This window comes from Salinifilum aidingensis (genome assembly GCF_054782015.1).
This window is the reverse complement of sequence record NZ_BAAGTH010000025.1, coordinates 1-13,823: the sequence shown is the minus strand read 5'-3', so window position 1 is coordinate 13,823 and position 13,823 is coordinate 1. Positions and strand designations below refer to the sequence as shown.

General features: G+C 69.9%; 14 protein-coding genes and 1 pseudogene. 8 read left to right on the top strand and 7 right to left on the bottom strand.

Annotation, left to right across the window (positions count from 1 at the left end):
* Positions 1–5 precede the first annotated feature (5 nt).
* The 4 genes and pseudogenes from ACYVJE_RS22885 to ACYVJE_RS22870 form a co-directional block, all read right to left on the bottom strand.
* Complete coding sequence (locus ACYVJE_RS22885) at positions 6–710, bottom strand: DDE-type integrase/transposase/recombinase (protein WP_461146106.1); 705 nt, start codon at positions 708–710, stop codon at positions 6–8.
* A gap of 37 nt (positions 711–747) precedes the next feature.
* Positions 748–912, bottom strand: a pseudogene (locus ACYVJE_RS22880) (transposase); the annotation flags it as partial.
* Positions 913–997: 85 nt separating this feature from the next.
* Positions 998–2,818, bottom strand: a complete 1,821-nt coding sequence (locus ACYVJE_RS22875) for a putative bifunctional diguanylate cyclase/phosphodiesterase (RefSeq protein ID WP_461146105.1) — start codon at positions 2,816–2,818, stop codon at positions 998–1,000.
* Positions 2,818–3,177 carry an STAS domain-containing protein gene (locus tag ACYVJE_RS22870; protein WP_461146104.1) on the bottom strand — a complete coding sequence of 120 codons (360 nt, stop codon included), beginning with the start codon at positions 3,175–3,177 and terminating at the stop codon, positions 2,818–2,820. Before ACYVJE_RS22870 ends, ACYVJE_RS22875 begins: the two co-directional genes overlap by 1 nt.
* Positions 3,178–3,431: 254 nt before the next feature.
* Here ACYVJE_RS22870 and ACYVJE_RS22865 point away from each other — a divergent pair, with 254 nt between their 5' ends.
* The 4 genes from ACYVJE_RS22865 (at position 3,432) to ACYVJE_RS22850 (ending at position 8,468) form a co-directional block, all read left to right on the top strand.
* On the top strand, positions 3,432–4,892 hold the full coding sequence (locus ACYVJE_RS22865; protein ID WP_461146103.1) for an ANTAR domain-containing protein: 1,461 nt from the start codon (positions 3,432–3,434) through the stop codon (positions 4,890–4,892).
* 147 nt (positions 4,893–5,039) lie between these two features.
* Entirely contained in the window at positions 5,040–5,768 is a 729-nt protein-coding gene (locus ACYVJE_RS22860) for a GAF and ANTAR domain-containing protein (RefSeq protein ID WP_461146102.1), read from the top strand.
* A gap of 54 nt (positions 5,769–5,822) precedes the next feature.
* On the top strand, positions 5,823–6,560 hold the full coding sequence (locus ACYVJE_RS22855; protein ID WP_461146101.1) for a GAF and ANTAR domain-containing protein: 738 nt from the start codon (positions 5,823–5,825) through the stop codon (positions 6,558–6,560).
* A gap of 1,008 nt (positions 6,561–7,568) precedes the next feature.
* Entirely contained in the window at positions 7,569–8,468 is a 900-nt protein-coding gene (locus ACYVJE_RS22850) for an acyl-CoA desaturase (RefSeq protein ID WP_461146108.1), read from the top strand.
* Positions 8,469–9,157: 689 nt separating this feature from the next.
* Here ACYVJE_RS22850 and ACYVJE_RS22845 read toward each other — a convergent pair.
* The gene (locus tag ACYVJE_RS22845) at positions 9,158–9,736 is read right to left on the bottom strand and encodes a TetR/AcrR family transcriptional regulator (protein ID WP_461146100.1); all 579 of its coding nucleotides are present in this window, start codon (positions 9,734–9,736) and stop codon (positions 9,158–9,160) included.
* Positions 9,737–9,973: 237 nt separating this feature from the next.
* Positions 9,974–10,576 (bottom strand): TetR/AcrR family transcriptional regulator, encoded by a 603-nt coding sequence (locus tag ACYVJE_RS22840; RefSeq protein WP_461146099.1) that lies wholly within the window; start codon positions 10,574–10,576, stop codon positions 9,974–9,976.
* Positions 10,577–10,760: 184 nt separating this feature from the next.
* On the opposite strand from ACYVJE_RS22840, the gene ACYVJE_RS22835 reads away from it, so the two are divergent.
* The 3 genes from ACYVJE_RS22835 (at position 10,761) to ACYVJE_RS22825 (ending at position 13,138) form a co-directional block, all read left to right on the top strand.
* Positions 10,761–11,597: an SDR family NAD(P)-dependent oxidoreductase gene (locus ACYVJE_RS22835; protein WP_461146098.1), complete on the top strand. Its 837-nt coding sequence runs from the start codon at positions 10,761–10,763 to the stop codon at positions 11,595–11,597.
* Between the two features lie 61 nt (positions 11,598–11,658).
* Positions 11,659–12,873, top strand: coding sequence for a cytochrome P450 (locus ACYVJE_RS22830; protein WP_461146097.1), 1,215 nt, complete (start codon positions 11,659–11,661; stop codon positions 12,871–12,873).
* A gap of 64 nt (positions 12,874–12,937) precedes the next feature.
* Positions 12,938–13,138: a ferredoxin gene (locus tag ACYVJE_RS22825; protein WP_461146096.1), complete on the top strand. Its 201-nt coding sequence runs from the start codon at positions 12,938–12,940 to the stop codon at positions 13,136–13,138.
* Between the two features lie 287 nt (positions 13,139–13,425).
* On the opposite strand, the gene ACYVJE_RS22820 is transcribed toward ACYVJE_RS22825, so the two are convergent.
* Positions 13,426–13,605, bottom strand: a complete 180-nt coding sequence (locus ACYVJE_RS22820) for a hypothetical protein (protein WP_461146109.1) — start codon at positions 13,603–13,605, stop codon at positions 13,426–13,428.
* On the opposite strand from ACYVJE_RS22820, the gene ACYVJE_RS22815 reads away from it, so the two are divergent.
* On the top strand, positions 13,591–13,823 hold a 233-nt coding region (locus ACYVJE_RS22815; RefSeq protein ID WP_461146107.1), incomplete at its 3' end, for an aldehyde dehydrogenase family protein. The genes ACYVJE_RS22820 and ACYVJE_RS22815 overlap by 15 nt on opposite strands.

Sequence of the window (13,823 nt, the reverse complement as noted above, 5' to 3'; positions counted from 1 at the left end):
AGCCGTCAACTCCGCCCACGCCCGGCGACCGCGGCCCCGGCGAACGAGCACGCCCAGCTCACAAGCTGGAAAATCCTGCGTCGCATCCGAAGCTGTCCACACCACGCAACCCGACTGATCAACGCCAGGACACTCACGGGTCGGTCGTAGCAGGGGTCAGACCACCTCGGGCGACGAAGGACAGTCTCACAGTCCCAGCAGATCCCGGTGCGGTCGAGTGCACGGTGGATGCCCAGTTCGCGGCAGTGCTGGGCGAACTGGACACTGGTGTACTGACACCCCCTGTCGCTAGGGAAGATCACCCCGGCGACGTCACCACCGCGAGTGGCGACCGCGGTGTCCAGGCAGTCGGCGACGAGGCCAGTGCGCAGGTGGCTGACCATCGCGGAACCCAGCACCCGGCGCGAGCCGACATCGAGCACGGCCGCCAGATACAACCAGCCCTCGTCGGTGGGGACGTCGGTGATGTCGCCAACCCACCGTCGATCCGCCAGCCCGGGTGTGAAGTTCCGCCCGAGCAGGTCCGGGGCGGCTTCGGCCTGCTGGGCCGGGCTCGGTTCCCGGTGCTGGGCTCGCCGCCAGTCGTCGTAGGCCGAGGTTGAGACCCCGGCGGCTCGGCAGGCGGCTGTTCCCGGGAAGCCGTCGGCTTCCCGGGAATCGACAAAGCGGTAGCGGGTCACTGCCTCGACTCCCGCACCCAGAAGGCTCATGAGCTCGTGTGAGCAAGTCACGCTCCATGCGCAGCTTCGCGTTTTCCTGCTCCAGCTCGGCCAGCCGTGTGCGTTCCTCGGTGCTCAAGCCCTCCTGTTGGCCGCGGTCGATGCGGGCCTGCTTAACCCAGTTGCCCAGGGTCGAGTCATAGATCCCCAGGTCCCGGGCAGCTTCGGCCACCGACTTGCCGCCGGTCAGCACCAGCTCCACACCCGTCCCGCTTGAACTCCGCCGAGAACTTCCGACGGGTTCGTCGTTGCCCTTCGGTCACGCGGACACTCTCCAATCAACTCGAGTGTCCGGTCCAACGGGGCAGGGCCACCTGCTGCTCTTCCTGCAGTGCGCGTCGGAAGTCGGGTGCGGGTAGGGCGGGGGAGAAGAGCCAGCCTTGGTAGGCGTGGATGCCGAGGGGTGTGAGCAGGCGGAGTTGGGCGGGGGTTTCGACGCCTTCGGCGAGGCAGCGGTGCCCGGTGGCGCGGCACAGGTCCACGATCGCCTGGGTGATGGCGCAGGCGGTGGTGTCATCTTCGGCGGCCGGCAGGAAGGTGCGGTCGAGCTTGACGATCTGTGCCGGCAGATCTTGCAGGCGGGCCAGGGAGGAGTAGCCGGTGCCGAAGTCGTCGATGGCGAAGCGCACGCCGGTCTCGGACAGGGCGGCCATCGCCTGCTGTTGCCAGGGGTGCAGATTGAGCAGGGCGGTTTCGGTGAGTTCGAGGACCACCCTGTGCGGGGCGATGTCGGAGCTGGTGATGAGGGTGGTGATGTCCTCGAGCAGGTTGGGGTCGCTGCTGGGGAGTTCGGAGAGGTTGACCGCGATGGTGATCGGCCCGCGGCCGGAGGTGGGCCAGTGGGTTGCCTCGTCCAGGGCGGTGCGCAGCACCCACCGGTCGAGTTCGCCGAGCAGGTTGCCCTGCTCGGCCACGGGCAGCAGCACGGCGGGAGAGAGCCTGCCGCGGGTGGGGTGGTCCCACCGCAGCAACGCTTCGGCGCCGAGCGTGGTGCCGTCGCCGGCGACGATGGGTTGGTAGTGCAGGCTCAACTGGTCGCCGGCCAGGGCGCGGCGGAGTTGGTCTTCCAGGTCCAGTTGTTCGTCAGCGGCGGTGATCAGTGCTGTGCTGGCCAGGGCGGTGCGGCCGGGGCCGCGGTGTTTGGCTTCGAACATGGCGGCGTCGGCGAAGCGGATGAGGTCATTCAGGCTGCGGGCGGCGCCGTTGATGGCGGCGGCGCCGACGGAGCCGGAGACGCCCACGAACTGCCCGCGGACCGGAATGGTGGCTCGCAGAGCTCCGGCCACGCGGGCGGCGAAGGTTTCCAGCCCGCCGACGGCGTCCACGTCGGGGCAGGTGATCAGAAATTCGTCCCCGGAGAAGCGGGCCAGCTGGCAGCCCGGTGGCAACGTGCGGGCCAGTAGATCGGCCACGGCGGTCAGCAGCTCGTCGCCGGCAGGATGGCCCCGTGATTCGTTGACGCGTTTGAAGTTGTCGATGTCGCAGAACAGCACGGCGAACCCGGTCGGCAGGTCGTGCTCGGTCTCGCCGAGCGCGTCGTGCAGCCCGTGACGGTTGAGCAGCCCGGTCAGCTCGTCGTGGGTGGCCTGGTGGTGCAGCTGCTGGATGTGCCGGTGGTGGGGGGTGATGTCGTGGGCGACCAGCAGCCACAGTCGGGTGCCGTCCTCTTGCGCCGACGGTGCCGAGTGCGTCTCGCAGACCACGCGGTGCCCGTCGGCATGGGTGAGGACGCGGTGTTGCCCGTCGGCCACGTGCGCTCCAGCCAACTCTTCAGCGGAGTCGTGCTCTCCGAGCAGTTCGCTGGGGTCGCGGCGCACCAGGTCGTTGCGGGCGTAGCCCAGCAGCTGGGCCAGGGCGTCGTTGGCATCCAGCAGCTGGCCGGAATCGTCCAGAATGCCGATCGGCAGCGGCACGAGATCGAACAACCCGGGCACCAAGCGGGGCGGACGCGGAGGGGCGGCCAACCGGATGGCCTCGTCGAGGGCGTCGAGCTGGCCCCGCAGCTCGGTCCGAGCGTCCTCGTCGATCTGCGCGGGGGCCAGGCGTTGCCGAAGGCTGACCAGCGCGTCGCGGTGCAACAGGTAGGAGGAGGTGCCCATCATGCTTCCTGGGCCGGGGTGGCGCCGGTGGGCATGAGCAGGGCGCCGCGGGCGGCCTCGAGGGTGGGGTAGCACGGCACGATCGCGGCCAGCCCGCCGGCCGCCAGGGCCCGGTCCACGACCCGGCTGGAGTTGACCAGCACCAGTGTCTTGCCGCAGTGCAGGACGTAGAAGCGCAGGGCGTCGACCAATTCCAGACCAGCAACCCCGAGGAAGGTCACTTCGTGCAAGTCGAGCACGAGCCCACCCAGCCTGGACTGCAGGCGGGGCCACACCAGCGCCGCCACCCGGGGTGTGGTCGCCGCGTCGAGTTCACCGCTCACGTGCACCGCAGCCAGCTGCGGAGCCGGATAGCTCACCCGCAGATCGACTCCCGAACGAGTGACGGCGGTTCCCGCTTCCGAAACGCCGCTACTGCTCGTGCTCGGCCTCGAGTGAGAGGCCAACTCGGATGAATGCATCAGAAAGCCCCATTCGTCGCAGAGCGGGTGCCGCAGGCACCACGCCTGATGTCCTCCTGGCGGCTTTCTGTTAAACCAACCGAATCCAACGTACTGACGGTGAGGCCGCTCTGTCTATCTATGCGGAGGGATGCCTGCCTACACTCGGGCTGATGACACACGAGCCGGCGGTGGCCGCACGGTCGACGGTGCGGGCCAGCCTCGTGGCGCATGCGTATGCGTTGGTGACTCGACGCGGTGTGCGGGACGTGGGCGTGGACGAGATCGTGGCCCGTTCCGGGGTGGCCAAGGCGAGCTTGTACCGCCACTTCGTCTCGAAGATCGAGCTGGTGCGGGCGTGCTTGGTCGAGCGCGAGCAACGCTGGACCCAGCAGCTGCTGGCCGCGGGTATCCGGGCGCGGGCCGACGCGGCCGAGCAGCAGTTGCTGGCCGTCTTCGACGTGTTCGACGAGTGGTTTCACCGTGCGGATTTCGAGGGCTGCCTGTTTATCAACGTGCTGCTGGAAATGGGCCCGGAGCATCCGCTCGGCCAGGCCGGCCTCGACTACCTGGCCGACGTCCGCACGCTGATCGAAGATCTCGCCGACCAGGCGGGGCTGGCCGCCCCGGAGGAGTTCGCCCGCAGCTTCCATCTGCTGATGAAAGGAGCGATCATCGCTGCGGCCGAAGGCGATCGGGCGGCCGCCGGCCGCGTCCAAATTCTGGCCAGCTCCCTCATCGCCGGGCACTGCGCTGCCGAACAGCAGCCCCGGCGCAACCTTCCGGGGTCCGCGCCGAGCTGCAGGGCCCGGGGCGGGAACAGCCGAGGCGGGAGTCCTCGAAGGCTGTTGGTTGAGTCCGGACTGACCCCATGGCAAGAGGACCCCGAAATGGAACAGGCGTGGACGATGACAGACATAGACTCACTCGACGGGGCTGACGGCTTCGTGCCCGCCCTCTCCTCGGTGGCGCGGAAGTTGACCACGGCCCAGGTCGGCGATGAGACAGCCACGTTATCGCTGATCGTGGCCGCGGCGGTCGAAACCGTGCCGGGCGCTGAACAGGCCGGCGTGTCATTGCTGCACAAAGACGGCACCATCACCTCGGCGGCGACCAGCCACGCCACAGTCGACGAAGTCGACCGGTGGCAAGCCGACTACCGCGAGGGCCCGTGCGTGACGGCGTTGTGGGACCAGCACACGGTCACCGTCGCGGACCTGAGCGGCGAGGCGCACCGGTGGCCGCGGTTCGTCCCGCAGGCCGCCGTGCTCGGGGTGGGCAGCATGCTCTCGTTCCAACTGTTCGCCCGCGACGGCTCACTGGGAGCGTTGAACCTGTATGCTGCTCGTCCGCACAGTTTCGACAGCAACGCGCACCTGCTGGGCGAGTTGTTCGCCGAGCACGCGGCCACGGCTCTGGGCGAGGCTCGTCATGTGGCCCGGCTGCAGCAGGCCTTGGCCACCCGTGATGTGATCGGCCAGGCCAAGGGCATGCTCATGGAACGCTTCGGTGTGGAGGCCGACGAAGCCTTCCGGCTGCTGGTGTCCTCCTCGCAGGAGGCCAACATGAAACTCGTCGCGGTCGCCCAGTGGCTGACCCGGCAGGACGCGCGTTCGGACCCGCAGTCGCAATGATGATGGGGCCCTCTCCCGAGCGGGTCCCGAAGCAGGTCTTGGCCCGGACACGAGGAAAGGGCTGAGGTCTCGCCGGTCGCCCCGGCCCAGCAGCCGGCGAGAGCATCCTCCTCCAGCCGCCGCAGCGGCTACACTACGGAGTGAACGATGAGCGAGGACAGACGGGCACTGCTGATTTCCCAGCTGGAGACGGACAGTGCCCGGGCGAACGAGACGACCTCGCGGATGAGTGTGCTGTGCACACTGGCCGTGGCGCAGCTGTCGGTAACCGGAGCCGGGGCCACGGTGCTCACACCGGCCACCGACGGGGACGGCCACGACCCGCGCCGCGGGCTGGTGCATGCCACCAACGACGTCAGCGCCGGGTTGGAAGACCTGCAGCTCACCGTCGGCGAAGGCCCCTGCCTGGACGCCTTCACCACCGGAGGGCCGGTGTTCATCGCCGACCTGGCCAGCGCCACCGTCCGGTGGCCCGGCTTCACCCCCGCCGCGCAGGCGCGGGGAGCTGCCGCGGTGTTCTCCTTCCCCCTGCACATCGGGGTGATCCGCGTGGGCTCACTGGACTTCTACCACGATACGCCCGGATCGCTGTCGGCCGCCCAAACCGCTGACGGGGTGATCCTGGCCGAGCTGGCCACCCACACCATCCTCGGTGAACTGGAAGGCCGCAGCAGCGCCGACGCCAGCTGGCTGGCCGACCCGCACGCCGAGGTGCACCAGGCCACCGGCATGGTCCAAGTCCAGCTGGAGACGACCAGCGCGACGGCGCTGCTGCGGCTGCGGGCACACGCCTACACCCACGAGCTGTCCTTGACCGAGGTGGCCCGGCAGGTCACCACACGCCAGCTGCGCTTCAGCCCCGACGAGAACTCGTAGGAACAACTCCGCCTGAGACAGCGGTTGCGGCACGGACGAGAAACGAGATCGGTGATGAACATCCCGCGAGAACAACGGCTGGCCCAGACCTTCGTGGCCCTGTCGGACACGCTGGTCGACGACTTCGACGTCCTCGACTTTCTGACCCTGCTGGCCGAACGCGCCGCAGAACTGCTCGACGTGACCGCAGCCGGCGTGATCCTGTCCGACCAGAGCGGCGGATGGCACCCCACCGCCGCCACCAGCGAAGACGTGCGCCTGATCGAGCTTCTGGCCACCCAAACCCGCGAAGGCCCCTGCCAGGACAGCATCCAGACCAGTGCCCCGGTGAGCAGTTCCGACCTGGCCGCCGAAGACACCCGATGGCCCGCCTTCACCGAAGCCGCCATGGCCGCCGGCTTCCGCACCGCCGCGGCCCTGCCCATGCGGCTACGCCGCGAAAAGGTCGGAGCGCTGACCCTGCTCAACACCGAACCCGTCGCCGTCGACGAGGACAGCCTCCAGCTCGGCCAAGCACTGGCCGACCAGGCCACCGTCGGCATCCTGCACCACCACACCGTGCACCGCCGGGAAACCCTGCCCGAACAGCTGCAAGCGACCCTGCACCACCGCGTCGTCATCGAACAAGCCAAAGGCGTCCTCGCCGAAGCCGGCGGTCTGTCCCCGCAGCAGGCCTTTGCACTGCTGCGCGATTATGCCCGCGCCAACAACCAACACCTCACCGACCTGGCCCGCAGCCTCGCCGAACGCACCATCCGTCCTACCCACCTGCTCGCCCACCAGCAGGCGTGATCAACTCCGCCCGGTGGGGAGCAGGAAGAAACGGAGCGCCCCCGAAACGGAGCGCACGAACACGTTTCTGCTGAACAGCGGAATATGAGCGCCCTCTCGCGGAAAGCGCTCGGTGGCTGCCTCCCCGGCACTGTAACGTTCACCTCGGTCAGGCCGTTGTGCTCGGACGAGCCTGCTCCTCGCGGCCCGAATCCGACGTCCCCAGGGCCTCCCCCGAACAGCAGACTCCCTGCTGACTTGCCGTGGTATCGGGGCGGCATCAGGGTTGTCGATGGGTTCCACCTGGATATCGACGGTCCAGGGCTGCGCGGGACGGATCGCTGCTCACCCCACTGCGGTTGCCCAGCTGGATGTCCAGCGGTATTCGTTCGCCAAACTCCTGACAGGCCCGTTCATCAGGCAGTCTTGCGGTGGGGTGACGAGAGTGCTCGCCTTTTCCCGTCGGTGGCAGCACCAGCCGTGCTCCGTGCTCTCCCGGTTTAGCGGTGCGCCCCTCGCGGGTAGTCCTCTTGCAGGTGGTTGAACAGTCAGCCCCAGCTCCGCACGGCCGGGCAGATGAGTCGGTGATCAGCGCTGCATGCCGCAGCTTTCCCGTTGCCTGCTCCTGGGTGTGCTGGCCAAGGGCGGTGCCCCCGCAGCCTGGCATCACGCTGCAGCAGCACGCCCGGGCACGCCCCCAGCGCCGGCTGAGCCGCATCCGCCGCTCGCCCCACCGGGGAGACGGTTCTGAGGAATGCCAGCGGTAGGCCGGGGACCCCGGGGGCACAGCACAGGCTCCGGACAAGCGAGGGCACCTCACCCCGCTGTGTGGCGTGACTTCAGTCTCCGGCACCGCGCACCTGCCCCCCGGGGGGACGCGGGCAGCACACCGCCCCAGCAGGTGGGCCCGGCCGGTCCGGCGGATCCGCAATACTGACCTCGAAGAGAGGAGGGGCGATGACGAGTACGTCCCCCGGTGGACAAGTCGATGTTCCGCGAACGTCCCGGTTCGGCAATGCCCGCCCCCCGATGGTCGGCAAGCGGCAGTCCCGGGCCGCGATCGCTGTGATCGCGGTATTTACCGTGACACCGCTGCTGGCCATCATCGCTGCCGTGCCCGTCGCCTGGGGCTGGGGCCTGGGCTGGGTGGATCTCGGCCTGGCTCTGTCCCTCTACTGCCTCAGTGGCCTGGGAGTGACGGTGGGCTTTCACCGCCACTTCACCCACGGGGCGTTCAAAGCCGCTGCCCCGCTGCGAGCGATCCTGGCCGTGGCGGGCAGTTTCGCCGTGCAGGGGCCGGTCATCCAATGGGTCGCCGACCACCGCCGGCACCACGCCTACGCGGACAAGGAAGGCGATCCGCATTCGCCGTGGCTGTACGGCACAGGTCCGGTCGCGGTGGCCCGCGGCTTTTGGCATGCCCACATGGGCTGGCTGTTCGACCGGGATCAGACCAACACCGAACGGTTCGCGCCCGATCTGCTCAAGGACCGCACGCTGACGCGGATCAACAACCTGTTTCCGGTGTGGACGGTGATGACGCTGCTGCTGCCCGCCGTGCTCGGCGGCGTGCTCAGCTGGTCCTGGTGGGGAGTACTGACCGGGCTGTTCTGGGCCGGACTCGTCCGGGTCGGACTGCTGCACCACGTCACGTGGGCGGTGAACTCCATCTGCCACATGATCGGCGAACGGCCGTTCAAGAGCCGGGACAAGGCCGCGAACTTCTGGCCACTGGCACTGGTGTCCTTCGGCGAATCCTGGCACAACTCGCACCACGTCGACCCCACATGCGCACGGCACGGGGTCGGACGCGGTCAACTCGACATCTCCGCCCGAACCATCTGGGTGTTCGAAAAGCTCGGGTGGGTGCACAAGGTCCGCTGGCCCACACCACAACGCCTCGCCAAACGAACCCTGCAGAACGCATGACCACGTCCTCCACGGCGCGTGGCCGCGCGTTTCCCCGTCCGTACTGGTGCGCTTACGTGATCTCGACCCCAGGGGCACCGCAGACGGTCATTTTCAGACAGGTGGGCGCATCCTCGGGTCCGAACTCGCGTACGAGGCTCGTTCGAGGCGCTCCTCCGCCTGAACGCACCCTCCGCCAGGATGATCACCCCTGCTGGATTTCCCATGGAGCCGCAGGCCGGCGGCCAGCTTTCGCGTTCGTGCCGGTCGCTGCGGCGTCACCGGCGCGGACGGTCGGGGCACGCACCTCTCTTGCCCCGCCCGTCTACATTGCACCTCGGAGCCTCGCCCAGGCAGGACACGCAGCAGGACCGGCGCGGGCAGCTCACCGGGGTGCACGAAGACCGCGGCTCGGCGGTGGTGCAGGAACTCCGGCAGCGGCGCGAACTCCGGATTGCCGAGGTAGCGCCGTCGCTGTTGGCCAGCGGCACGATCCCGTCGGCGCCGAGCACGTCCAGGGCGTGCTCGTGCTCGGCCAGGTCGACGCCGGCCGGGACTGATGCCCCGTTCGCGCATCAACGCGGCGGGACGAAGTGCTGGTGGGGTCGATTCGGTGGGTGGGGCTTCTCCGCGCATCTCCTGGCGTCGGACGGTGCGGTGCCACCGAGCGGTGGGCGGGGTGCGCTTCCGCGCGCTGGCCCCGAGCGCGGTCACCCGGCGAGGTGCGCGGCGGCGTCGAAGATCGCGCGCGCGTGGAGTTCGAAGAGCCGGACGAGGTCGACGGAGTCCCCGCCGACCTCCTTGGCGATGAACAGCCCGTCGGCCGCGGCCACGGCGTAGGTGGTCAGCAGCTGGACGGCGTGCTCGTCCAACGAGGGTTCGACTTCGCGCACGATGTCGGCGAAGTGCCGGTGCGCGGTGCCGCGGAGCTGGAGGAACACGGTGCGGGCGCTGGGGTCCTCGGGGTGCCGTTCCAGGGCCAGTATCAAGCCGAGCCGCAGGAAGTCGGGTGCTTCGAGCAGCGCCCCGGCCACGTCGCGGGCGAGCTCGACCACGCGGTCCTTCGACGTGTCGGCCACCTCGTCGGGCAGGGTGACGGTGGCCAGCCAGGTGTGGAAGCTGCGTTCGATGACGGCCGCGATCAGCTCGTCCTTGTCCTCGAAGTGCCGGTAGATCGAACTGACCGGGAGTCCGCACTTGGCGCTGACCGCGGCGGCGGCGTCGAGGACCTCGCGGCGGGATTCCTCGCCATCGGCGCGGCGTTGGCGCGCGGCGCGCTGCTCGGTCATCACTTCACCTCCGTCACCTTCCCCATGCTGCATCGATCGCTGCGGCGCGTGCTCGTCGATGATGGTCCGGCCGACCGGCGCGCCCCGGTGCTGAGGCCCCGGTGCGGCCTCGGTTCCCGGGTGTTCTCGTCGATGACGACGGGGTTCGGGCGCAGTGGGACGGCTCGCGGTCGTTGGTGCCCTGCCCGACGGCCAGGGCCGTGCCGAAGCCGAGTTCGGTGACGCGCTCCGCCCCCGTCACTGCGCGGTGGAGCGCACCGCGTCGAAGGCGTCGTCGAGGAGGTCCTCGAGCCGCGCCTGACCGCCCGTCCGCACCCAGTGCTCGATCGCGAGGTGGAAGCAGCCGACTGCGGCGTGGGCGAGGGCCTCGGCCTGCACCTCCGAGCGCCCGGGGGATCGTTCGGCGATCGTGGCGGCGAGCGCGTCGCGGAGCTCGACCTGCCGCTCGAGGTTGGCCACGCGCAGCGACGGCGTTTCGAGGACGAGGCGGCTCAGCGCCAGGGAGCGCTCGGGGGTGTCGTGGTAGTGCCGCAGCAGTGGCTCGATCGCGCGCCGCAGCGCGGTCCAGACGTCCTCGCTCGCCGGGCGCTGGTGCAGGGCGTCGATGATGCGGGCGCTTTCGGAGCGGAACGCGTCGAGCACCGCGCTGTCCTTGCTGCCGAGGTAGCGCAGGAAGGTGCTCTTCGACACGCCCGCCGCGTGCGCGAGGTCCAGCACGGTGACGTGCTCGTAGCCGCGTTCCAGCAGCAGCTCGAGCGCCGCCCGCGACAGCTCGGACCGGACCGCCTCGCGCGCCAGCGCGCGGGTGGGTCGTGCGTTCGCAGCCTCATCGTCCGCCATGACCGCCCAGGGTATCAGTTGATGACACTGATTTGCGTTTCCGGTACCGGAAATCTAACCTGACACCAGGTGTCAGGTTAGGTCGGGGTGCGCGGACTGGTGGGAAGGCGTTCGTCATCGCCTGCGGAGCGGACGTGCGCGACTGACCGCCTCCGGCCATCGCGCGTGACGGGGACGACGGGAGGTGAGCGAGGACGTGGCGGGCGAACTGCACGGCAAAGTCGCCATCGTGACCGGCGGGGCCGCGGGGCTCGGACGGGCGATGGTGGAGAAGTTCCTGGCCGAAGGCGCTCGGGTCGCCATCGCCGACATCGACCGCGGGACCGGCGAGGCGCTGGCGGCCGAACTGGGCGAGCACGCCCTGTTCGTGGAGACCGACGTCGCGCGGGCCGAGCAGGTCGAAGCGCTCGTGGCGACCACTGTGGACGCGTTCGGCGGTCTGCACGTCATGGTCAACAACGCGGGTGTTCCGAGCGCGATGCACGCCCGGTTCCTCGACGACGACCTCGCCGACTTCCAGCGCGTGGTGGACGTCGACCTGCTCGGGGTGCTGCTCGGGACCCGGCACGCGGGCCGGCACATGGCAGCCCGCGGCGGCGGCAGCGTCATCAACATCACCTCCATCGCCGGCATCCACGCCGGGTGCGCCGAGTGGAGCTACCGCGCCGCGAAGGCGGGGGTGGCGCACTTCTCCAAGTGCGCGGCGATCGACCTGGCGCGGGAGGACATCCGCGTCAACTGCATCGCGCCCGGCGCGATCGCCAGCGACATCCTGGAGTCCGCCACCGCAGGCGCGGACGACGGCGAGCTCGCGGAGAAGCTCCGCGCGGTCATGCGGTCCCTGCGTCCGCTGGACCGGCAGGGCGAGGCGGAGGACGTCGCCGAGGCCGCGCTCTACTTCGCCGCGGAACGGTCCAAGTACGTCACCGGAACCGTGCTGCCCGTCGACGGCGGCATGACCGCCGGGTACCCGAGCAATGCCCTCGCGGAGCTGTCGACCGCACCGCTCGGGCGCAGCTGAGACCAGCCGGCACGCGCACGCAGCACCGGCACATCCACCACGCCGCGGATCGAGGAGGGTCATGTCCGAGACGCAGCAAGCCCCCGAATACCCGATGAGCCGGGACGCGGGGTGCCCGTTCGCGCCGCCTCCGGCGCTGCGCGAGCTGGCCGCGGAGAAACCGCTGAGCAGGGTCACCATTTGGGACGGCAGCACGCCTTGGGTGGTCACCGGCCACGCCGAGCAGCGCAGCCTGCTGGGCGATCCGCGGGTCAGCGTCGACGAGCACCGCCCCGGCTTCCCGCACTTCAGCGAAGCGATGGCCAACACCCTCGAACAGCGCCCGAAGATGGTGTTCAACCTCGACGCCCCCGAGCACGCCCGGCTGCGCAAGATCATGACCCGGGCGTTCACCGTCAAGCGCGTCAACGCCCTGCGACCGCGGATCCAGCAGATCACCGATGAGCTCATCGCGGAGATGCGGGCCGGGCCGAAGCCGGCCGACCTCGTCGCGGCGCTGGCGCTGCCGCTGCCCTCGCTGATGATCAGCGAACTGCTCGGCGTGCCCTACTCCGACCACGACTTCTTCCAGCGCAACAGCAGCATCGGGATCAGCCGCAACGCCGATCCGGAAGAGAGCGCGCAGGCCAACCGGGCGCTGACGGAATACCTGGCCGGACTCGTGCGCGCCAAGGCGGACGCCCCGGGCGACGACGTGGCCTCCGACCTGGCCGAACGGGTGGGCGCCGGCGAGATCACCAAGACCGAAGCCGCCCTGATCGGCGTGCAGCTCCTCGTCGCCGGCCACGAGACCAGCGCGAACATGATCGCCCTGGGGACCCTGGCGCTGCTGCGGACCCCGGAGCAACTGGCCGTGCTGCGCGAAGCCGAGGACGAGAAGGTCGTCGCCAACGCCACCGAGGAGATGCTGCGCTACCTGACGATCCCGCACGTCGGCCAGCGCCGGATCGCCACCGCCGACATCGAGATCTCCGGCGAAACCATCCGCGAGGGCGAGGGCATCATCATCGACCTACCGGCCGGGAACTGGGATCCGCAGGTCTTCGACGAACCCGAGCGGTTGGACCTGGCCCGCGCGACGAACCAGCACCAGGCGTTCGGCTTCGGCCCGCACCAGTGCGTCGGCCAGCAGCTCGCCCGGGCCGAGCTGCAGATCGTCCACGGCACGCTGTTCCGCCGGATCCCGGACCTGCAGGTCGCCGTGCCGTTCGACCAGCTCGAGCTCAAGCACGACGCGCTGGCCTTCGGGGTGCACGAGCTGCCCGTGACCTGGTGAGGCGCGACCGGTCGCACCGCACCGGGCGCACCGCGAACCGAGGGGAGAGGAAGGAGAGCACGCGGTGGAGGTGACCGTCGACCAGGACGAGTGCTGCAGCGCCGGGACGTGCGCGATGCTCGCGCCCGAGGTGTTCGACCAGCGCGACGAGGACGGCGCCGTGGTCCTGCTGAACTCGGAACCGCCCGCCGAACTGCAGGGCAGCGCGCGCGAGGCCGCCACCACGTGCCCGGCCGGGGCGATCGAGCTGGGCGAGGACGCGTGACCCCGCCGGAGAGCGTGCTCGTGGTCGGCGCCTCCGCCGCTGGTTCGTCCGCAGCGGAGATGCTGCGGGCCAGGGGTGCGCGGGGGTGGTGACGGTGCTCGGCTGGAACATGGCCAAGCGGGCCCGGCTCCGTCGCCAGGGGCTCGTCGACCCCCGGCCCGACGCGGCGCAGCGCTGGCCCGAGGGGAGCACCCGCCCTCCGGCACGATGCCCCGCTGCGCCGTCGCAGCCCGTCGAGGCGGGCGGCGGCTCCGGAGGGCCGGCGCCACCCGAGGTGACCGGTGTGCTCAGTGGAGGCCCCGCGGATCGTCGCGACGGAGGGGAGGTTTGCCGGCGAGGGTGACCCAGAGGTTGGGGTCGAAGTGGTCTTGCGGCAGCTGGGCGATCATGTAGCGGACGCTGCGCTCGATCTTCACCCACCAGCGCCGGGCGGCTTCGGCCCCGTCACCACCATCGAAACCTTCCACGACGAAGACGAAGCCCTCCGCCGGGCCAACGACGTGCCCTACGGGCTGGCCGCCTCCGTCTGGACCGACGACGCCCGCCGCAGCCACGACCTCTTCCCCGGCATCCAGTCGAACAACATCGCCTCCAGCGCCCAGGAGGCCTTCGGCGTCGACGGGTGGATGACGGGACTCCTCGTCACCGGGACGCTCGCGCTCGTCATCGTGGGCGGCACCCGCCG

Bases quoted from the DNA above. Each gene is read 5' to 3' on its own strand.
- ACYVJE_RS22885 (WP_461146106.1), bottom strand. From the start codon at position 710: ATGAGCCTTCTGGGTGCGGGAGTCGAGGCAGTGACCCGCTACCGCTTT.
- ACYVJE_RS22875 (WP_461146105.1), bottom strand. From the start codon at position 2,818: ATGGGCACCTCCTCCTACCTGTTGCACCGCGACGCGCTGGTCAGCCTT.
- ACYVJE_RS22865 (WP_461146103.1), top strand. From the start codon at position 3,432: ATGACACACGAGCCGGCGGTGGCCGCACGGTCGACGGTGCGGGCCAGC.
- ACYVJE_RS22860 (WP_461146102.1), top strand. From the start codon at position 5,040: ATGAGCGAGGACAGACGGGCACTGCTGATTTCCCAGCTGGAGACGGAC.
- ACYVJE_RS22855 (WP_461146101.1), top strand. From the start codon at position 5,823: ATGAACATCCCGCGAGAACAACGGCTGGCCCAGACCTTCGTGGCCCTG.
- ACYVJE_RS22850 (WP_461146108.1), top strand. From the start codon at position 7,569: ATGGTCGGCAAGCGGCAGTCCCGGGCCGCGATCGCTGTGATCGCGGTA.
- ACYVJE_RS22845 (WP_461146100.1), bottom strand. From the start codon at position 9,736: ATGACCGAGCAGCGCGCCGCGCGCCAACGCCGCGCCGATGGCGAGGAA.
- ACYVJE_RS22840 (WP_461146099.1), bottom strand. From the start codon at position 10,576: ATGGCGGACGATGAGGCTGCGAACGCACGACCCACCCGCGCGCTGGCG.
- ACYVJE_RS22830 (WP_461146097.1), top strand. From the start codon at position 11,659: ATGTCCGAGACGCAGCAAGCCCCCGAATACCCGATGAGCCGGGACGCG.